Below are 19825 nucleotides of genomic sequence, written 5' to 3' on the forward strand. Positions count from 1 at the left end.
TTTGCGAGGGCATCCTAGCGACCCCGGGGTCTCGAATCCAACCTAAAGTAGTTCGTTCCGGTTCACCGCTTCGCCGCCAACCACGCCAAAATCATCTCCACGATCTGCCTTCGACTCTTCGCCAGCACTTTCGCTTCGCTGAGGTCGCGATCGAACAGCGCTCCGAACGTATGGCGGTTGGCGACGCGGAAGAAGCAGTAGGAACTGATGGCAAGATGCAAATCGATGGCGTCGACGTCGTCGCGGAAGACGCCTTCGGCGCGGCCGCGTGTAAGGATGCCGTCGAGGGTTGCGATTACGCTGGCGTTCAGCTGACGCAGTTGTAGATTCTGCTTCAGGTGCTTGCCGTGGTGGATGTTCTCGATCGAGACGAGGCGGATGAAGTTCGGATTGCGCTCGTCATGGTCGAAGGTCGCCTCGATCAGCCGGCGCAGTCCCTCGCGGGCGTCGCAGCTTGCAATGTCGAGCTGGTCCTCCAGCGCGCGGATGCTGCGATAGGCCTCCTCCAGCACCGCGAGGTAGAGCTGCTCCTTGCCGCCGAAATAATAATAGATCATCCGCTTCGACGTGCGCGTCCGCGCCGCGATCGCATCGACACGCGCGCCGGAATAGCCTTCCGAGGCGAATTCGGCCATCGCCACTTCGAGGATGTCGCGCTTGGTGCGCTCGGGGTCGTTGGTGCGCTTCAATGGGGGCGGCATGCGCTCGAGCATTGCTGTTTCTCCCGCCAGTTTCCACGGATGGCCTTGAAGGTGAAGGCAAATTTCGCACGTTCAGGCGCTGATCCAATGCGTATTGCATAAACGTACTAGTTCGTACATTATAAATCCAAACCAAGTTTGCGGCAATAAAAACCAGAAAACGCTCGCAAGGCGCGATCGCCCGACGCGAGCCGCGACGGACACAGGGGGGAGAATTCAATGACGTTGACGTCAACTGCATCACTGCACGCGTCATCCAGTGCGGAAGCTACGCAAAACAAGCTGCCCAAGCGCGCCGCGCTCGTCAGCTTCGTCGGCAGCATGCTGGAATACTACGACTTCTTCATCTACGGCACGGCGGCCGCGCTGATCTTTCCAAAAGTGTTCTTCGCCAATGTCGACCCGGCGACCGGGACGTTGCTCGCGCTGCTCTCCTTCGGCATCGGTTACATCGCCCGGCCCGTCGGCGCTGTCATCCTCGGCCATTTCGGCGACCGCATCGGGCGCAAGACGGTGCTGCTGTTCACGCTGGTCCTGATGGGTTGCTCGACGCTCGCGATCGGCTTGTTGCCGGATGCCAAGGCGATCGGCAATGCCGCGCCTGTCATCCTGACGCTCTTGCGGCTGTTGCAAGGTCTGTCGGCTGCCGGCGAGCAGAGCGGCGCGAACTCGCTGACGCTGGAGCATTCCGCCAATTCCAACCGTGCGTTCTTCACGAGCTGGACCTTGAGCGGCACCCAGGCCGGCGCGATCCTGGCGACATTGGTGTTCATTCCGGTGTCGAGCCTGCCGGAGGACCAGCTGTTGAGCTGGGGCTGGCGCATTCCGTTCCTGCTCTCCGCGCTGGTGCTGCTGGTTGCCTATCTGGTGCGGCGGACCATGCCGGAAACGCCCGTCTTCGCCGACATCAAGAACAAGGATCAGGTGGCGCGCTTCCCCGTCGTCGCGTTGCTGCGCGACTATTGGCCGGACGTGCTGCGCGTCATCGCCTGTGCGCTGATTGCGACGGTGAGCACGCTGACCGCGGTGTTTGCACTCGGCTATGCCACGAGCAAATTCGGCGTCGCGCGCCCGACCATGTTGTGGGCCGGCGTGCTCGGTAACGTCACCGCGCTGATCGCGCAGCCGCTCTGGGCCTTGCTCGCCGACAAGATCGGCCGCAAGCCGGTGTTCATCGGCGGCGTGCTCGGCTGTGCCGTGCTGCTGTTCCCCTATTTCATGCTGGTGACGTCGGGCAGCACCACCGCGATCTTCGCCGCCGCGGCGATGCTCTACCTTATCTACTCTGCGCCGAACGCGATCTGGCCGTCGTTCTATGCGGAGATGTTCGAGGCGCGCGTGCGCTATTCCGGCACCGCCATCGGCACCCAGCTCGGCTTCCTGGCCGCCGGCTTCACGCCGCTGATCAGCGCGAGCCTCGTCGGCGAAGGACCGAACGGCTGGATCCCGGTTGCGATCTTCGTCGCCGGTTGCTGTGTCGCCTCGGCCTTGGCCGCATCGACCGCGCGCGAAACCCACAAGGTCGACATTGCCGATCTCGGCAAGCGGCGCGCGTGATTGAAAGACGGGACCTGATCGCATGCTGACCAACGCTGTTCCGACCACGCACGGCCCGATCATTGGGGCCGAGCAAGGGCACGTCCGTGCCTTCAAGGGCGTGCCGTTCGCGACCGCGCGGCGGTTTGCCAAAGCGACGCTCCCGCCCGCATGGACTGAACCCCGCCAATGCACGGACTACGGCGCTTATGCGCCACAGCCCGGGCATCTCGATCAGGCGGAGGAGGCGTGCCTCAGCCTGAACATCTCGGCGCCGGTCGGCGCCGATCGCCCGCTGCCGGTCAAGTTCTTCATCCATGGCGGCGCCTTCGTCACTGGCGGCGGCGCCGATTACGACGGCTCGTTCCTCGCCGCACAAGGTCCGGCGGTGATCGTCACCATCAACTACCGGCTTGGGCCGCTCGGATTCCTGCAATTGCATCGCCATGGATTGGGCGAGGCCAACAACCTCGCGCTCCAGGATACGCTCGCCGCGCTCGACTGGGTGCACGCCAACATCGCCAATTTCGGCGGTGACCCGGACCAGGTGACGCTCTCGGGCCAGTCCGCCGGCGCTTCGATGGTGATCGCACTCGCAACCTTGCCGCAGGCGAAGGGCAAGTTCGCCCGCGCGCTGGCGCTGAGTGCACCCGGGCGCAACATCATGAGCGCCGACCATGCGGACCATGTCGCGCGCCGCGTGCTGGGCGAACTCGAACGCGAACACGAGCCAAGCGCGATCGCAATGGTGCCGCTGCCAAAACTCTTTGCGGCGGTGGAGCGGGTCGGCCGCAAGCTCGCGGATGAGACCGCATCAGGCACCGTGTTCGGCCCGGTGCTCGACGGTACCGTGATCCCGCGCGAGCCGCGCGATGTCTTTGCCGACGGAAGCTTGCGCGACATTCCGCTCTGGCTCGGCTCCTGCCGCGACGAGATGGCGATGTTCCTGAGGAGCACGCCGCCGGCCGCGATGATCCGCACCACCGAGCGGCAGGTGCGCGCTGCATTCGGTGATGCCGGCTGGGAACGCCTGCTGGCGTCCTACCGCACGACGGCGCGCACCGACGAAGACGCTTACGAGGCGCTGCTGTCGGATGCGTTCTGGCACCGCCCGATGGCTGATCTCGCGCGGCTACACGCTGCGGCCGGCGGTGCGGTGTGGCTGAGCCGGTTCGACCATCGCCCTGCGTTGGAACCATTCCTGTCGCAGGGGCCGACGCACGGTGCCGACAATGCGTGCCTCTGGGCGCATCTGCCAAATTTCATCGATCGCCCGATCCTCAAGCGCAAGGGCGGGCCGATGACGCCTGCCGACATCGATGTCGCCGCGCGGTTTCAGGATAATTTGCTGCGGTTCGTCACGACAGGCGCTCCCGATATTGCGGAAGCCTGGCCGCGGTTCGAGCTGGTTAAGGAGCCGCTCGCAATCTTCGGCCAGCCGTTCCATATTGTGCCTCTCAATGAAGGCGCGCGCTTCCGCGTGTGGGCGGAGTTGATCGAACAGTTCCGTTCCGAAGTCGTCGCCTGACAAGAAAAGAAAAAGGGGAGATCGGATGAGCGTTTCAGATAGTGGGCGCGTGCTCTCGCGCGCGGTTCTTGCGATAGCCTCAATCTTCTCTTTGCTGGCTGCCTTGCCCGCGCCGGCGCAGATCGTCGCGACACCCGTTCCCGGCGATCCCGTCAGCATCGACGTCGGCGCCGTCTCGGGCAAGGTGCTGCCGTCGGGCGTGAAGGCCTATTTCGGCATCCCCTATGCCGCGCCGCCGCTCGGCGATCTCCGCTGGCGCGCGCCCGAGAGGGTCGAGGCGTGGAAGGGCACCTATCACGCCGACCGGCTGGCACCGGAGTGCATCCAGGTGCTGCGCCGGCACAATCTCAATCACTATTTTGGCGAAGAGGCGACCAGCGAGAACTGCCTCTATCTGAACATCTGGGCCAGCTCCGATGCGAGACCCGAGGCGAAGCTGCCGGTGGTGGTCTGGATCTATGGCGGCGGTTTTACGCTCGGCTCCAGCGGCATGGCGATGTATGACGGCGAGAACGTTGCGAAGAAGGGCACGATCTTCGTCAGCTTCAACTACCGCGTCGGCATTTTAGGCAATCTCGCCCATCCCGAGCTGACCGCGGAATCGCCGCATCATGCCTCCGGCAATTACGGCCTGATGGACCAGGTCGCGGCCCTGCAATGGGTCAAGCGCAACATCGCAGTGTTTGGCGGCGACCCCGACAACGTCACCATCACCGGGCAGTCGGCCGGCGCCATGTCGGTATCCGCGCTGGAGGCGAGCCCGCTGGCGAAGGGCCTGTTCCATCGCGGTTTTGCGATGAGCCTGAGCATGTTCGACAACCGTTTCAAATTCCCGGCGCTGCCGGCGGCCGAAAAGATCGGCCTCGAGGTGCAGGCGGCGCTCGGCGCGTCCTCGCTCGCCGAGATGCGGTTGATCCAGTCGGACAAGATTCTCGCCATTCAGAAGGACTGCCAGCTCGGCTGCGCCGGGACGATCGCGGTGACGCCCGATATCGACGGCTACGTCCTGCCCGACACCGTTCCGAACATTTTTGCCACCGGCAAGCAGAACGATGTCGCGACCGTCGCAGGCTTCACCAGCGACGAAAGCTCGAACGACCTGCGTACCGCGGGAACGCTCGATGCCTATGTTTCCGCTGCGAAAAAACTCTATGGCGACCAGGCCGAGCGCTTCCTCGCGCTTTATCCCGCCAAGACCGACGACGAGGCGAAGGCGATGGGCCTGCTCGCCGCGCGCGAAGGGCTGGTCGAGATCGGCACGCGCAACTGGGCCGTCGCGCAAGCCAGGAACGGCAAGGCCCCGTTCTACATGTATATGTTCTCGCGCGTGCACCCGTTTGCGAAAGACGTGCAGTTCTTCGACAGCCCTCAGAAGATCGGCGCCTATCACACTTCTGATGTGCCTTACTGGTTCGGAACGCAGGACGCCTTCAACAAATTCCGCACCACACGCAACTGGACCGAGTTCGACCGCGCGCTGTCCGAGCGCATGATGGACACGCTCGTCGCCTTTGCACGCACGGGAAATCCGGCCACGCCCGCGACACCGTGGCCGCAATGGGCATCGGATACTCAAAAGTTTGTCGAGTTCGGCGACGATAGCGGCGTGCGTGAGGAGAACCGGGCGCGGCTGGATTTCCACACGCCGGCGAACGTGACCCCGTCAACGCCGCGCGTCTCGCGGGATTAGAGGGACGCAAAACCTCAATGCGTTTCGTGAAACCGGCTCAAGAATGCCTTCAGCCGCTCGCTGCGCGGCTGGCGGATGGTCTCTTCCGGCGTGCCGATCTCGGCCATGATGCCGTCGTTCATGAAACCGACGCGGGTGGAGACGTCGGCGGCGAAGGACATCTCGTGCGTCACCAGCACCATGGTCATGCCTTCCGCGGCAAGGTTGCGGATGACGGACAGGACTTCGCCGACCAGCTCTGGATCGAGCGCCGAGGTCGGCTCGTCGAACAGCATCATCTCGGGCTTCATCGCGAGCGCGCGCGCGATGGCGACGCGCTGCTTCTGGCCGCCGGACAGGCGGCTCGGAAAGGCGTCGGCCTTGTCGGCGAGGCCGACCTTGGCGAGCAGATCGCGCCCAAGTGTGTTGGCTTCGGCTCGCGCCATGCCCTTCACCTGCACCGGGCCTTCGGTGACGTTGGCGAGCACCGACATGTGCGGGAACAGATTGAAATGCTGGAACACCATGCCGACGCTGCGGCGGAGCAGCGCGAGCTGCGCATCGCCGGTGGGACGCATGCCCCTGCCGAAGACGAATGTGTGGCTGCCGATCGCAAGCTCACCTTGCTGCGGCATTTCGAGCAGATTCAGGCAACGCAAAAAGGTCGACTTGCCGGAGCCGGAGGCGCCGATCAAGGTGACGACCTCGCCGCGCTCGACCGAAAGCGAGACGCCCTTGAGCACCTCATGGTCGCCGAACGCCTTGTGGATGTTGCTTGCGACCAGCGCGCTCATCGATGCGCTCCCATCCGCTGCTCGATCTGGTCGGCAACCAGGGTCAGCGGGAACAGCACGACGAAATAGAGCACGGCGATGGTGGTGTAGACTTCGAGCGGCTTGTAGCTAGTCGCTGTGATCACCGAGCCCTGATAGAGCAGGTCGCCGACCGCGACCACCGACACTAGCGAGGTGTTTTTCAGCTGCATGATGGTCTGGTTGATGAAGGAGGGGATCATCACCTGGGTTGCCTGTGGCAGCACAATGCGGCGGAAGATCTTTCCACGCCGCATGCCGATGGCGCGCCCGGCTTCCCACTGGCCGACGTCGACGGCCTCGATGCCGCCGCGGAGGATTTCCGCATAGAACGAGCCGGCATAAAGCGACAGCGCGACGAAGCAGGCCATCGCCGGCGACATGTCGACACCGATCAGGACGGGCAGGGCGTAGTACATCCAGACCAGCTGCACCAGCAGCGGCGTGCAGCGGAAGATCTCGATGTAGAGACGCAGCGGCACCGAGACCCAGCGCGGCGCCGTCGTACGCAAGATGCCGACGATCAGTCCGATCAAGAGGCCCGCGGTCACCGTGGTCACCGTGTAGAACAAGGTGACCAGGAGCCCTTGCCAGATCAGGCCCCAATACGGCTTGAGCGCCGCGAACTCCCAGACATACATCGTCGAACGGCCGTCAGAACTGCACTTCGGGCGGGAGATCGTCGGCAGTGAGGCCGACGGCCTCGAAGCCTTTCAGCATCCATTCGCGGGTCTGGCCCATCGCGCGGTTGTAATCGGCCCAGGCGCTGAGGAAGTCCTTGTAGCGGCGATCGCTCTCGGCGCGGATGCCCATGTTGGTCGGCAGCGTCAGCAGCGGCCGCGGGATCGAGAGTTCGCCGAGGTTCGGATTCTTCTTCAGGGTCGAAACCGAGAGCACTGCCAGCGAGACGTTGCAATCGGCGCGGCCGGTTGCGACCGCAAGGATCGCCTCGTCGCGGTTCTTGAAGCCGAGGATGGTCGCCTTCGGGCAATAGCGGCGCGCGATGGTCTCGTGCGTCGAGCCGATGTCGACGGCAATCTTGACCTCGGGCTTGTTGAGATCGGCCCAGCTCGAGGGCTTGGCAAAGCCCTTCTTGGTGATGACGGTGAAGGAGTGCACCAGGATCGGCGTCGAGAAGTCGATCACCAGCGCGCGCTCCGGCGTCGGGTTCACGGCGAAGGCGAGGTCGACCTTGTCGGCCTGGAGGTCGAGGATCTGGTTGCCCCAGGTCGATTCCAGCGTCTCGACCTTGGCGCCGAGCTTGCCAGCGATGTCCTTGGCCATGTCGATGCAGGCGCCCGACCATTCGTTGGTGGCGAGATCCTTGTGGAAGTAGGGCTCCTGCCCGACGATGACGGCGACGCGGAGCACGCCATTCTTCTTGATGCGGTCGAGCGTGGTGGCCGGCGCGTCGGCCTTGGCCGAGCTGCTCACTGCGGCAATCGCTGCGCCCGCGAGCGCCACTTTGGTGAGAGCATCCCTGCGATTCATGGTCTCTGTCTCCCTGGAATTTCGGTCGAATCGTCTCCGGTCACTGGATTATTTCTGTATTCAGGATAAAATTCAATACGGTATTTAGAGTTGCTGACCGTTTGAGCGGCAAGGCAGAAATGAGCCCAATATCTTGGCAGGATTGCGCAAAATTCCTGATAGCCGGCGATTGCAAATCGCATTCAAATCTGAATACAAGACTGAACGCAATACAGAGATGAGCTGAAGGAGAGGCCTGTGCGCGCCCTATTCGTCGATGCGAACGACACCCTGGCGGCGGTGACCGACAAGCTGCTGGCCGCACAGAAGCTGCCTGTCAGCATCAACCGTAATCCCTCGATCAAGCCCGACGATCTCCCCGGCCTGCTCGGCGATGCCGAGATCATGATCGTCGACCACACCGCGGTGCCAGCCGCGATTACTGAGAAGTGCGCGAAGCTGAAGCATGTCGTCTTCCTCGGCACCGGCGCGCGCAGCTACATGAATCCGGAAGAACTGGCCGAGCGCGGCATCTCCGTCCACACCATCAAGGGTTATGGCGACACGGCCGTGGCCGAATGCGCGATCGCGCTGATGTGGGCGTCCGCCAAGAGTTTTGGCGAGATGGATCGCGGCATGCGGGAGGGCAATTGGCTGCGCCGGGACGCGGTTCAGCTCACCGGCAAGACGCTCGGCCTGATCGGTTTTGGCGGCATCGCCGCGGAAACCGCGCGCATGGCGGCAGGCTGCGGCATGAAGGTGATCGCCTGGAACAGGACGCCGAAGACCCACCCGGGCGTCGAGTTCGTGTCGCTGGAAAAGCTGCTGGCCGAGAGCCACGTTATCTCGCTGCATCTGCTGCTTAACGACGAGACCAAGGGCTTTCTCTCGCGTGAGCGCATCGCGCAGATGCGCAAGGGCAGCATTTTGATCAACACCGCACGCGGCGCCGTCGTCGACGAGGATGCGATGTTAGAGGCGCTCCGCTCCGGTCACATCGCCCATGCCGGCCTCGACGTTTTCACCGTCGAGCCGCTCCCGGCGGGGCATGCTCTCACAAAGCTGCCGAACGTGACGCTGTCGGCGCATTCGGCGTTCCGCACGCCGGAAGCCAGCGACAACCTCATCGGCGCGGCGCTCGATCACTGCCGCCGCATCATCGCCACCGGCAAGTAAGAGGACATCCCATGTCGGATATCACCCGCATCGACCAGAACGCCCGCCGCAGCCGCGCCACCGTGTTCGGTGATCTCGTTTTCCTTGCCGGCCAAGTAGCTGATACCAAGACCGCCGACATCACCCAGCAGACAAAAGAGGCGCTGGCGAAGGTCGACGACATGCTGGCGCGCGCCGGCACCGACAAGTCGCGCCTGCTCAGCGTGCAGGTCTGGCTCAAAACCATGGACGATTTCGACGCCATGAACGCGGTCTATGATGCCTGGGTCGTGCCGGGCAACGCGCCGACGCGTGCCTGCGGCAAGGTCGAGCTTGCCGATCCCGCCTTCCGCATCGAAGTGATCGCGATCGCCGCGCGCAGTTAAGGCTCGGCCGTGACTGTCAGGGCACCCGCATCGATCTTCCGTCCCGCACAGCGCATCAGCGCGATTGGCGTCTCCGAGATATTGAAGATCGGCGCGGTCGCGCAGCGGCTCAAGCGCGAAGGGCGGCCGGTGATCGTGCTGGGCGCAGGCGAGCCTGATTTCGACACGCCTGAGCATGCCAAGGACGCCGCCGAGCGCGCCATCCGCGCCGGCCAGACCAAATACACTATTTTGGACGGCACGCCGGAATTGAAGGCGGCCATCGCCGACAAATTCCGCCGCGAGAACGATCTCGTCTATGCCGCCGACGAGATCACCGCGGGCGCCGGCGCCAAGCAGGTGATCCACAACGCCTTCATGGCAACGTTGAGCCCGGGCGACGAGGTCATCCTCGCCGCGCCCTACTGGACCAGCTACGCCGACATGGTGCGCATCGCCGATGGCACGCCGGTCGACGTGCTCTGCCGCGAGGACAATGGTTTTCGTTTGGATGCCGCCGATCTCGAACGCGCGATCACGCCGAAGACGCGCTGGTTGCTGCTGAACTCGCCGTCCAATCCGACGGGCGCTGCCTATTCGGCCGCGCAGCTTCGCCCGATCCTGGACGTGCTCAAGCGCCACCCGCATGTCTGGCTGATGGCCGACGACATCTACGAGCACCTGATCTACGACGGCATGCCGTTCGTGACAGCGGCGGCGCTCGAGCCGAGCCTGAAACCGCGCACGCTGACGGTCAACGGGGTCTCAAAAGCCTATGCCATGACCGGCTGGCGCGTCGGCTATGGCGGCGGTCCGCGCGAGCTGATCGCGGCGATGGCCGTGGTGCAGAGCCAGAGCACGACCAATCCGTGTTCGGTGAGCCAGGCCGCCGCGATTGCCGCGCTGACCGGCCCGCAAGACGTCCTGGTCGAGCGCCGCGCCGCGTTCCAGCGCCGCCGCGACATCGTGGTCGATGCGTTCAACGCCATCGACGGCGTTACCTGCCGCCGGCCCGAGGGCGCGTTCTATACCTATGCCAGTTGTGCCGGCCTGATCGGCCGCCGCACGCCTGACGCCACCACCATCGACAGCGACGCAGCGTTCTGCCGCTTTCTGCTGGAGAGGCATGACGTGGCCGTGGTGCCGGGCAGCTGTTTCGGCCTTGCACCTTATTTCCGGCTGTCCTACGCCACCTCGGAACAAAATCTGCGCGAAGCCGTGATGCGCATCGCCAAAGCCTGCAGGGAGCTGTCATGACCATTCGCAACACACGCACCGGGGGCCAGATCCTGATCGATCAGCTGGTCGCCCAGGGCGTCGACCGCGTGACCTGCGTGCCCGGCGAGAGCTATCTCGCCGCGCTCGACGCGCTGCACGACAGCCCGATCGACGTCGTGATCTGCCGCGCCGAAGGCGGCGCTGCGATGATGGCGGAAGCCTATGGCAAGCTCACCGGGCGCCCCGGAATCTGCTTCGTCACCCGCGGCCCCGGCGCCACCAATGCCAGCCACGGTGTCCACATCGCGATGCAGGATTCGACCCCGATGATCCTGTTCGTCGGCCAGGTCGACACCGGCATGCTTGAGCGCGAGGCGTTCCAGGAGCTCGACTACAAGGCAGTGTTCGGCACCATGGCGAAATGGGCGGTCGAGATCGATCGCCCGGATCGCATTCCGGAGCTGGTCGCCCGCGCCTTCCGCGTCGCCATGCAAGGTCGCCCCGGCCCGGTTGTGATTTCGCTGCCGGAGAACATGCTGACCGAGACCGCCGCTGTTGCGGACGCCATGCGCATCGAGCCGGCGGTAAGCTGGCCGGCGCCTTCCGACATTGAGCGCGTCGGTGCGATGCTCGCGAGCGCCAAGGCGCCGCTCGTCATCCTCGGTGGCTCGCGCTGGACCGATGAAGCCACCAAGAGCATCGCGCGCTTTGCCGAGCGCTTCGACCTGCCGGTCGCGACTTCGTTCCGCCGGGCGTCGCTGATCGATGCCGACCATTCGCATTATGCCGGTGACCTCGGCATCGGGCCGGCCCCCGGCCTGAAGGCGCGCATCGACAACGCCGATGTCATTCTGCTCATCGGCGGCCGCATGTCGGAGATGCCGTCCTCGTCCTACACGCTGTTCGATATTCCAACGCCGAAGCAGAAGCTGATTCATGTGCATCCGGGCTCCGAAGAGCTCGGCCGTGTCTACCAGCCCGAGCTTGCGATCCAGGCAACGCCCGCCGCGTTCGCCGCCGCCGTCGAGACGCTGAAGCCTTCAGGCGCGGTTGCCTGGAAGGGCGAGGCCGCCAAGGCGCACGCCGATTACCTCGCCTGGACCGACAAGGCGCGCGAGCTGCCCGGCACCTTCCAGTACGGTCAGGTCATGACCTGGCTGCGCGACCGTCTGCCGAAGGACGCGATCGTCTGCAACGGCGCCGGCAATTATGCCGGCTGGATCCATCGCCATCACCGCTTCCACAGCTTTGCCACCCAGCTCGCGCCGACCTCGGGCTCGATGGGCTATGGCGTGCCGGCAGCGGTGCTGGCGAAGCGGCAATATCCGGATCGTACCGTCGTCGCCTTCGCCGGCGATGGCTGCTTCCTGATGAACGGCCAGGAGTTCGCGACGGCCGTGCAATACGACGTGCCGCTGGTCGTCATCGTCGTCGACAATTCGCAATACGGCACCATCCGTATGCACCAGGAGCGCGACTATCCCGGCCGCGTCGTCGGCACTCAGCTCAAGAACCCTGATTTCGCGATGTATGCAAAAGCGTTCGGCGGTCATGGTGAGCGCGTCGAGCGCACCGAAGAGTTCGCGCCGGCGTTTGAGCGCGCGCTCGCTTCGGGCAAGCCGTCGATCCTCCACTGCATCATCGATCCGCGTGCGATGTCGGTCGGCAAGGATTTTACGCCCGTGGTGAAGGCGTAGCCCATGTCTGAGGGCCGCCACGTCGCCATCATTGGAGCCGGCGCGGTCGGCGTGATCAGCGCCATCGAGGCGCTGCGTGAGGGTCATCGCGTCACGCTGATCGATCCCGGCGAGCCCGGTGGCGAACAGGCGGCGAGCTACGGCAATGCCGGCTGGCTCTCCTCGCATTCTGTGATCCCGCCGGCCGAGCCGGGCATCTGGAAGAAGGTGCCTGGCTATCTCCTGGACCCGCTCGGGCCGCTCGCGATCCGCTGGTCTTACTTGCCGAAGGCACTGCCCTGGCTGATCAAGTACCTGCTGTCAGGTTGGACCGAAGCACGCGTCGAGAAGACGGCCTTTGCGCTGCGTGACCTCCTGAAGGACGCGCCGCTGCTGCATCGGAAGCTTGCTGAAGAAGCCGGCGTCCCCGAACTGGTCGAGCGCAACGGCGTGATGCACGTCTTTCCGTCGCGCGGCAACTTTGACAACGATCTCGGCTGGCGCCTGCGCAAGAAGGTCGGCGTCGAATGGCTGGAGCTCAATGCCGACGAAATGCGTCAGCGCGAGCCGGATCTGCATCCGCGTTACACGTTTGGCGTGGTGGTGGAGGAGGCCGGACGCTGCCGTGATCCCGGCGCTTACGTTGCCGCCCTGGCCCAGCATGCGTTGGCGAACGGTGCCAAGCTGGTCCATGCCAAGGCGACCGGTCTGAAACTCTCCGGCAACAAGCTCGTCGCTGTCCTCACCGAGACCGGCGAGATTCCTTGTGACGCGGCAGTGGTCGCAGCCGGCGCGCATTCAAAGCGGCTTACCGCATCGGTCGGCGATCCCTTGCCGCTCGAAACCGAGCGCGGCTATCACGTCATGATCGAGAACCCGGAATCCGGTCCGCGCAGCTCGATGATGGCGTCCGACGCCAAAATGGTGGTGAACTGGACCGATAAGGGCCTGCGCGCCGCCGGCACAGTTGAGATCGCCGGCCTCAAGGCGGCGCCGAACTGGAAGCGCGCCGAGATTTTGCGCAACAATCTTCTCAGCATGTTTCCAAAGCTGCCGAAGGATATCCCGGCCTCGCGGATCAAGACATGGTTCGGACATCGGCCGAGCATGCCTGATGGCCTTCCCTGCATCGGACATGCGCGCGTCTCGCGCGATATCGTCTACGCCTTCGGCCACGGCCATGTCGGCCTGGTCGGCTCGGCCCGCACCGGCCGTCTCGTCGCCCAGCTCCTGAGCGGCAAGCAGCCCGAGATTCCGCTTGCGCCGTTCGCGCCCACTCGCTTCCTCTGAGATCGCACCATGACCACTGCAGCCAACTCGTCCTCTCGTATTGCCCGCGGCGGCAAGGCCATCTATGGCGCACCGCTCGGCATTTTGATGCTGGAGGCGCGCTTCCCTCGCATTCCCGGCGACATGGGCAACGGCACGACCTGGCCTTTCCCGGTGCTCTATCGCGTGGTGAGCGGCGCTTCGCCGGAGAAGGTGGTGCTGAAGGGCGCCGCCGGCCTGCTGCCCGACTTCATCGATGCAGCCAAGGATCTGGTGCGGCTTGGCGCTGAAGCCATCACCACCAATTGCGGCTTCCTCTCGCTGTTCCAGAAGGAGATCGCCTCCGCCGTCGGCGTGCCGGTTGCGACCTCGTCGCTGATGCAGGTTCCGTGGGTGCAGGCGACCCTGCCGCCGGGCAAGCGCGTCGGTCTGGTCACGGTGTCCGGCTCGACGTTGACGCCGGCCCATCTCGAAGGCGCCGGCGTGCCGCTCGATACGCCGCTGGTCGGCACCGAGCACGGCAAGGAATTTTTTCGAGTCCTGATCAAGGCCGAGAAGGACGACATGGATGTCGCCCAGGCCGAGCGCGACGTGGTCGAGGCCGGCAAGCAGCTTGTCGCCAAAAACCCTGATGTCGGCGCCATCGTGCTCGAATGCACCAACATGCCTCCTTATGCGGCAGCGTTACAGGCCGAAGTGGGATTGCCGGTCTACGACATCTATTCCATGATCACCTGGTTTCATGCTGGGCTGCGCCCGCGCGTGTTCGCGTGAGTCGGGCTGTCGCAAAGCTCTGAACAAGCTCTCAACCAAGCAGCTGTTTGCATTGCAATCGCTCCCACAGCCCCGGTATATTAGGCTGTGTTCGGGCATGAATGCAGCTGATGATGAGCAACGTGGAACTGGTTTCCGATAGTATCGTCGATCGCGTCTATGAACAGCTCAAGGCGATGGCCGTGAGCTACGAGTTCAAGCCGGGCGAACGGCTCAACGAGGGTGAGCTGGCAAAGCGCCTCGGCGTCAGCCGCACGCCGCTGCGCGAGGCGCTCAATCGTCTCAACACCGAGGGCTTCCTGCGCTTCACTCCGGGCAAGGGCTTCTTCTGCCGCGAGCTCGACGCCCACGAGATTTTCGATCTCTACGAGCTGCGCAAGTCGATCGAGGTCGCCTCGGTCCGCCTCGCCATCAAGCGCGCCAAGGACGAGGACATCGACGCGCTCTTGAAATTCCTCGAAGCCACTGGTCCCGATCCCGGCGAGCGTTCTTCGGTCGAGCTGGTCGAGCTCGACGAGACCTTCCACGAGCGGCTGATGGGGATGTCGAACAATGCCGAGATGCTGCGCGTGCTGCGCAACGTCAACGCCCGCATCCGTTTCGTGCGCTGGATCGACATGGACAGCATCAACCGATCCAACACCCAGGCCGAGCATCGTGCTGTGGTCGAGGGATTGAAGGCGCGGGACGAAGAGGCCTGTGTCGAGGTGCTGGAAAAGCACATCGACCGCCGCCTCGATCGGATCACGTCGGCGATCAAGGAAGGCTACGCGCAGATTTACATGCCGGCGGTGGCGAGATCGGCGGCGAACTAGGTCAGTTATCGCAAGCGCGGTGCCCTTCCTTCTCCCCTTGCGGGAGAAGGTGGCGCGAAGCGCCGGATGAGGGGTATCTCTCGGCGAATACAAATGCGTTTGAGTGCGCGGAGACAGACCCCTCACCCTAATGAGGTCGTGTCGACCTTCGGTGATGCCCTCTCCCGCAAGGGGAGAGGGCGCAGCCATGCGCATCGCGCTATTCCCCCAGCTATACAATTCTTCGATATCTGGTCGTGCCAGACGGTCAGCGCCATCGTGCGGAATAATCGCTAGCGTGCCGCTCGAAATTCACGGAGACACGCGGTGCATAGCCCCCAACCGAACCCTGATACACGCGCCAGCGACGACTGGCCGTCCGAGCTCTATCGCATCCTGAAAGCGGCCGACGTCAGGCAAATGTCCTATGTGCCGGATGCCGGCCATAGCCAGCTCATCCGCATGTTCTCGGCCGACCCCGGCGTCACCACCAATGTGCTGACGACCGAAGAGGAAGGCATTGCCATCGCCGCCGGCGCCTGGCTCGGTGGCCAGCGCAGCGTGCTGCTGATGCAGTCGAGCGGAGTCGGCAATTGCATCAACATGCTGTCGCTGTCGGCGATCGGCCGCTTTCCGCTGTTGATGCTGGTGACGATGCGCGGCGAATGGGCCGAGTTCAATCCCTGGCAGGTGCCGATGAGCCGGGCGACACAGCCCTCGCTGGAGGCGATCGGCCTGAAGGTGATGCGGGCGGAGACGCCGGAGGATCTGGTCGAGACGGTCGAAGCAGCCGCGGCGCTCGCCTATGACTCCGACCAGCAGATCGCGGTCCTGATCGGGCAACGCCTGATCGGCAAGAAGAAGTGGTGATGTCAATGCAAGCTCAACTCGATCGACGCGCCGCTGTCGCCGTTCTCCTGAAGAACCGCAAGGACACGCTGGTTGTCTCCGGCCTCGGCTCGCCCACTTACGATTTGCATTCGGTCGGTGACCACGACGGAAATTTCTACCTCTGGGGCGCGATGGGCGGCGCCGCGCTGATCGGCCTTGGCCTTGCCCAGGCACAGCCAGGTAAGCGTGTCCTCGCCTTGACGGGTGACGGCGAGCAACTGATGGGCCTCGGCGGTCTTGCCACCATCGGCGTCGCGCGGCCGCGCAATCTCGACATCGTTGTGATCGACAACCAGCATTTTGGCGAGACCGGGATGCAGGCGAGCCACACCGGGCGCGGCGTCGATCTCACCGCGATCGCTGTGGCCTGCGGTTTTGCCGCGACTGGAACCGTGCGGACTCTCGAGGAGGTGCAACGCCTCGCAGCACAAATCGCCGAACTGGCGGAAGGCCCGCGGCTCTTCGTCATCAAGGTTTTGGCTGAAAATCCGCCGCGTTCGCTGCCTTCGCGCGATGCCGTCTTTATCAAGAACCGGTTCCGTGCTCATCTCGGCTTTGCGGCGGCTTGATCCGGGGTCCTCTTCGGGATAGCTCGCCGCCTAAGCAGCTATCCCTGGAGTGAGACTATGAAATTATCCGGCAAAGTCGCCGCCATCACCGGCGCGGCACGCGGCATCGGCAAGGCCTGCGCAAAGAGATTTTTGGACGACGGCGTCAAGGTCGTGATCTCGGACGTCGATGCCGAGGGCCTCGCCGCGACAGCCGCCGAGCTGGGGCGGCCGGATACCTTGCGCACCGTCGTCGGCAATGTCGCCAAGCGCACTGATGTGGATCAACTCGTCGCAACCGCCGTGAGGGAGTTCGGCCGGCTCGACATCATGGTCAACAATGCCGGCGTTGCCCGCAACCGGGATATCCTTGAAATTTCCGAAGAGGAATTCGACGAAATCATCGGCATCAATTTGAAGGGGGCGTTCTTCGGCGTGCAGGCCGCAGCGAAGCAGATGATCGCGCAAGGCAGCGGCGGCGGGGTCATCATCAACATGTCCTCGGTGAATGCGCTGCTGGCGATCCCGGCGCTTGCGACCTACGCGATGTCCAAGGGCGGCATGAAGCAGCTGACTTCGGTGGCCGCCGTCGCACTCGCCCCGCACAACATCCGCGTCGTGGCGGTCGGGCCAGGCACGATTTTGACCGACATGGTGGCGTCCTCCATCTACACCTCGGAGGATGCGCGGAAAACCGTGATGTCACGTACGCCGGCCGGTCGTGGCGGTGAGCCGAGCGAGGTCGCCTCCGTCGTCGCGTTCCTCGCGAGTGATGATGCGTCGTACATCACGGGGCAGACGATCTATCCGGACGGCGGGCGGCTGATCCTGAACTACACAGTGCCGGTGAAGGATAAGTAGCCTTTACTCCGCGGCGATCGTCATGCCGTAGCCGAGCCGCTTCGAGATGTGGCCTGCGCAGTCGCGCAGGGCATGGGCGATCGGGCTGTCCCAGCGCGCATCAAAAGTGCCTTCCGGTCCCATCGCGGTGATGACCAGCGCGACATGGCCGGAATGGTCGAAAACCGGCGCGGAGAACGCATTGACGCCGGGCAGGGGATCGCCGAGCGCGCGGGCGAGGCCGTGCTTGCGGACCTCTGTGAGCATCTCGGCCATCTTCGCGCCCTTCAGCGCGCGTTTCGGATTGTAGCCGACGCCGTGACGGTCGAGGCCGCTTTCAAGCGCGGCATTGATGGTCTTCTCCGGCAGGAAGGCCGCAAAGGCGCGGCCGGTCGCGGTCTCCAGCAGCGCCATCACCGAACCCGCGCGCATCACGATGTGCACGGGCTGGCCGGGCTCTTCCAGCTGCACCACGGTCGGGCCATGCGTGCCCCAGACGGCCAGCGAGACCGCATGGCCGATCTGGCTCGCGAGCGCGGCGATCTTCGGTCCGGCAATGCGGACGCCGGAGAGCCGGCGCAGGCTGATGAGCCCGAGCTCCAGCGCGAGTGCGCCGATCTCGTAGCGGCCGGTGGTCTCGTCCTGCTCGATCAGTCCGATCCGGGAGAAGCTGGCGAGATAAGGATGCGCCTTGGCCGGCGTCATGCCGGCCTCGCGGGCGAGATCGCGCAGCATCATCGGCTCGCCGCTTCTTGCGAGCGCGCGAAGCAATTCTCCGCCGACCTCGATCGACTGGATGCCGCGGCTTTCTCTCTTCATGCGCCTCCTGGCGTTGCGCTCGCTTACGCCGCGTCGCACTTGGCGGCGCTATCGGCGAGATGACGGCCGGCAATGTAGCCGAAGGTCAGCGCCGGCCCAAGCGTGATGCCGGCGCCGGGATAATTGCCGCCCATGATGCTCGCCATGTCGTTGCCGGCGGCATAGAGCCCGGGAATCACGCGGCCCTCGGCATCGAGCGCGCGGGCGTTCTCGTCGGTGACGATGCCGGCATAGGTGCCGAGATCGCCGATCACCATCTTGATGGCGTAGAACGGGCCGTTCTCGATCGGCGCGATACAAGGATTCGGGCCGTGCATGGCGTCGCCCTGATAGCGGTTATAGGCTTTTGAGCCCTTGCCGAAAGCGGCGTCATGACCCAGCGGGGCAGTGGCATTGAACTGCTTGACGGTCTCGACGAAAGCCCCGGCATCAATGCCGGCCTTCGCCGCCAGCGCTTCCAGCGTGTCGCCGCGCATGAGGTAGCCGGTCTTGAGGTGATGACCTGTTGGCATCGGGAAGGGCGGCACGCAGCCGAGGCCGTACTTGCGCAGCGCCTGGTGATCGCAGACGAGGAACGCGGCGATCTCCTCGCCGGGTTTGGCCGCCTTGACCATGGCCTGGACGAACTGGTGATAGGAATTGCCCTCATTGGCAAAGCGCTTGCCGTCGCGCATCACCGCGATCACGCCGGGTTTGGCGCGGTCGATGAAATGCGGCATCACGCCCTTCGAGCCGTCCTTGCGCGTGGTCAGCGACACCGGCACCCAGGCCGCCGCGTTCGGGAGCCGGTCCTCGACATGTCCGCCGGCGCTTTCCGCGAGGCGCAGGCCGTCGCCGGTGTTGCCGGTCGGTCCCGGTGAATAATGCTCATTGCCGGTCGGCGCATGCGGAAACATCTTTTTGCGGCGTTCCACATCATGCGGGAAGCCGCCGCAGGCGAGCACGACGCCTTGCCGGGCGCGGACACGCACGTCGCGTCCTTCGCGCGAAACGATGGCGCCGGTGACAGTGCCATTCTCGACCGTCAGCTCGCGCACCGGCGAGGACAGCCACATTGGAATCTTCAAGTCTTGCGCGGATTTTGCGAGGCGCCCGGCGAGCGCATTGCCGTTGGTCAGCGTCATGCCGCGGCCGTAGCGCAGCACATCCATGAAGTGGCGCGACAGCCGCTTGGCGACATAGACCGCCGAAGTCAGCGACTTCGTCACGCGCATGAAATGGATGATCTCCTTGCCGCTTCCGAGCATCATGCCGAACACCGTGAGCTCGGGCAGCGGCATGCCGAGCGTCTTGATCTGGTCGCCGAGCTCCCGCCCGTCGAACGGCCGCGTCACCATGGAGCGGCCGCCTTGGGCGCCGCCGGGCGCTTCGGCGTCATAGTCGGGAAACACCAGCGGCATGTCGAACTGCAACGCCGTTTTGGTCGTGAAGAATTCGACTGCCTCCGGGCCGGCGCTGAGAAACGCATCGACGCGCGCGGCGTCGAAGTTGTTGCCTGCTTCGTGGCGCAGATAGATGCGCGCCTGCTCCGGTGCCTCCTCGATGCCGTAGGCCTTTGCGAGCGACGTGCCGGGGATCCAGAGCCAGCCGCCGGAGCGCGCCGTGGTGCCCCCGAAGCGCGGCTCCTTCTCGACGATCAGCACGTCGAGGCCGCGGTAGCGCGCGGTGATCGCGGCCGACATGCCGGAGGCGCCCGATCCGGCCACGAGCACATCGCACTCGTAAGTCTCAATTGCGTTGCGCTCGTTGCCGGTCATGTC

General features: G+C 64.5%; 19 protein-coding genes. 13 read left to right on the forward strand and 6 right to left on the reverse strand.

All coding sequences use genetic code 11. From position 1 onward, the window contains the following. Positions 1 to 62: 62 nt before the first annotated feature. Complete coding sequence (locus BMW89_RS30595; protein WP_092032918.1) at positions 63 to 713, reverse strand: TetR/AcrR family transcriptional regulator; 651 nt, start codon at positions 711 to 713, stop codon at positions 63 to 65. Positions 714 to 920: 207 nt separating this feature from the next. Between BMW89_RS30595 and BMW89_RS30600 the strand changes: the two genes are divergently transcribed. Genes BMW89_RS30600 through BMW89_RS30610 form a run of 3 tightly spaced genes read left to right on the forward strand, consistent with a single transcriptional unit; the run spans position 921 to position 5455 of the window. Next, entirely contained in the window at positions 921 to 2258 is a 1338-nt protein-coding gene (locus tag BMW89_RS30600) for an MFS transporter (RefSeq protein ID WP_092032921.1), read from the forward strand. Between the two features lie 22 nt (positions 2259 to 2280). Beyond that, positions 2281 to 3765 carry a carboxylesterase/lipase family protein gene (locus tag BMW89_RS30605; protein ID WP_092032924.1) on the forward strand — a complete coding sequence of 495 codons (1485 nt, stop codon included), beginning with the start codon at positions 2281 to 2283 and terminating at the stop codon, positions 3763 to 3765. 25 nt (positions 3766 to 3790) lie between these two features. Continuing rightward, complete coding sequence (locus BMW89_RS30610; RefSeq protein WP_092032927.1) at positions 3791 to 5455, forward strand: carboxylesterase/lipase family protein; 1665 nt, start codon at positions 3791 to 3793, stop codon at positions 5453 to 5455. Between the two features lie 14 nt (positions 5456 to 5469). On the opposite strand, the gene BMW89_RS30615 is transcribed toward BMW89_RS30610, so the two are convergent. Genes BMW89_RS30615 through BMW89_RS30625 form a run of 3 tightly spaced genes read right to left on the reverse strand, consistent with a single transcriptional unit; the run spans position 5470 to position 7737 of the window. Then, a complete protein-coding gene (locus tag BMW89_RS30615) occupies positions 5470 to 6228 on the reverse strand; it encodes an amino acid ABC transporter ATP-binding protein (RefSeq protein ID WP_092032932.1) in 759 nt (252 codons plus the stop codon). Then, on the reverse strand, positions 6225 to 6887 hold the full coding sequence (locus BMW89_RS30620) for an amino acid ABC transporter permease (protein WP_092032937.1): 663 nt from the start codon (positions 6885 to 6887) through the stop codon (positions 6225 to 6227). The genes BMW89_RS30615 and BMW89_RS30620 overlap by 4 nt, the downstream gene beginning before the upstream one ends. A 13-nt stretch (positions 6888 to 6900) precedes the next feature. After that, complete coding sequence (locus BMW89_RS30625; RefSeq protein ID WP_092032941.1) at positions 6901 to 7737, reverse strand: transporter substrate-binding domain-containing protein; 837 nt, start codon at positions 7735 to 7737, stop codon at positions 6901 to 6903. Positions 7738 to 7974: 237 nt separating this feature from the next. On the opposite strand from BMW89_RS30625, the gene BMW89_RS30630 reads away from it, so the two are divergent. The 10 genes from BMW89_RS30630 to BMW89_RS30675 all read left to right on the forward strand — a co-directional run bounded on the left by BMW89_RS30630 (position 7975) and on the right by BMW89_RS30675 (position 17267). Continuing rightward, positions 7975 to 8892: an NAD(P)-dependent oxidoreductase gene (locus BMW89_RS30630; protein WP_092032946.1), complete on the forward strand. Its 918-nt coding sequence runs from the start codon at positions 7975 to 7977 to the stop codon at positions 8890 to 8892. A gap of 11 nt (positions 8893 to 8903) precedes the next feature. Next, positions 8904 to 9257 carry a RidA family protein gene (locus tag BMW89_RS30635; RefSeq protein WP_092032950.1) on the forward strand — a complete coding sequence of 118 codons (354 nt, stop codon included), beginning with the start codon at positions 8904 to 8906 and terminating at the stop codon, positions 9255 to 9257. 9 nt (positions 9258 to 9266) lie between these two features. Further along, positions 9267 to 10493 (forward strand): pyridoxal phosphate-dependent aminotransferase, encoded by a 1227-nt coding sequence (locus tag BMW89_RS30640; RefSeq protein ID WP_092032954.1) that lies wholly within the window; start codon positions 9267 to 9269, stop codon positions 10491 to 10493. After that, positions 10490 to 12151, forward strand: coding sequence for a thiamine pyrophosphate-binding protein (locus tag BMW89_RS30645; protein WP_092032958.1), 1662 nt, complete (start codon positions 10490 to 10492; stop codon positions 12149 to 12151). The genes BMW89_RS30640 and BMW89_RS30645 overlap by 4 nt, the downstream gene beginning before the upstream one ends. A 3-nt stretch (positions 12152 to 12154) precedes the next feature. Then, a complete protein-coding gene (locus BMW89_RS30650; RefSeq protein WP_092032963.1) occupies positions 12155 to 13420 on the forward strand; it encodes an NAD(P)/FAD-dependent oxidoreductase in 1266 nt (421 codons plus the stop codon). A 9-nt stretch (positions 13421 to 13429) separates the two neighbouring features. After that, positions 13430 to 14173: an aspartate/glutamate racemase family protein gene (locus tag BMW89_RS30655; protein WP_092032968.1), complete on the forward strand. Its 744-nt coding sequence runs from the start codon at positions 13430 to 13432 to the stop codon at positions 14171 to 14173. A gap of 110 nt (positions 14174 to 14283) precedes the next feature. Next, entirely contained in the window at positions 14284 to 14988 is a 705-nt protein-coding gene (locus BMW89_RS30660; RefSeq protein ID WP_244547733.1) for a GntR family transcriptional regulator, read from the forward strand. 306 nt (positions 14989 to 15294) lie between these two features. Beyond that, positions 15295 to 15837: a thiamine pyrophosphate-binding protein gene (locus tag BMW89_RS30665; protein WP_092032975.1), complete on the forward strand. Its 543-nt coding sequence runs from the start codon at positions 15295 to 15297 to the stop codon at positions 15835 to 15837. Further along, positions 15837 to 16427 carry a thiamine pyrophosphate-dependent enzyme gene (locus tag BMW89_RS30670; RefSeq protein ID WP_092032979.1) on the forward strand — a complete coding sequence of 197 codons (591 nt, stop codon included), beginning with the start codon at positions 15837 to 15839 and terminating at the stop codon, positions 16425 to 16427. The genes BMW89_RS30665 and BMW89_RS30670 overlap by 1 nt, the downstream gene beginning before the upstream one ends. 57 nt (positions 16428 to 16484) lie before the next feature. Then, positions 16485 to 17267 (forward strand): SDR family NAD(P)-dependent oxidoreductase, encoded by a 783-nt coding sequence (locus BMW89_RS30675; protein WP_092032982.1) that lies wholly within the window; start codon positions 16485 to 16487, stop codon positions 17265 to 17267. A gap of 3 nt (positions 17268 to 17270) precedes the next feature. On the opposite strand, the gene BMW89_RS30680 is transcribed toward BMW89_RS30675, so the two are convergent. Further along, positions 17271 to 18065, reverse strand: a complete 795-nt coding sequence (locus tag BMW89_RS30680; RefSeq protein ID WP_092033121.1) for an IclR family transcriptional regulator — start codon at positions 18063 to 18065, stop codon at positions 17271 to 17273. 23 nt (positions 18066 to 18088) lie between these two features. Further along, the gene (locus BMW89_RS30685; RefSeq protein WP_092032986.1) at positions 18089 to 19822 is read right to left on the reverse strand and encodes an FAD-dependent oxidoreductase; all 1734 of its coding nucleotides are present in this window, start codon (positions 19820 to 19822) and stop codon (positions 18089 to 18091) included. Between the last annotated feature and the right edge of the window lie 3 nt (positions 19823 to 19825).

Origin of the sequence: Bradyrhizobium sp. OK095 (genome assembly GCF_900109945.1) — a bacterium.
Taxonomy (GTDB): Bacteria; Pseudomonadota; Alphaproteobacteria; order Rhizobiales; family Xanthobacteraceae; genus Bradyrhizobium.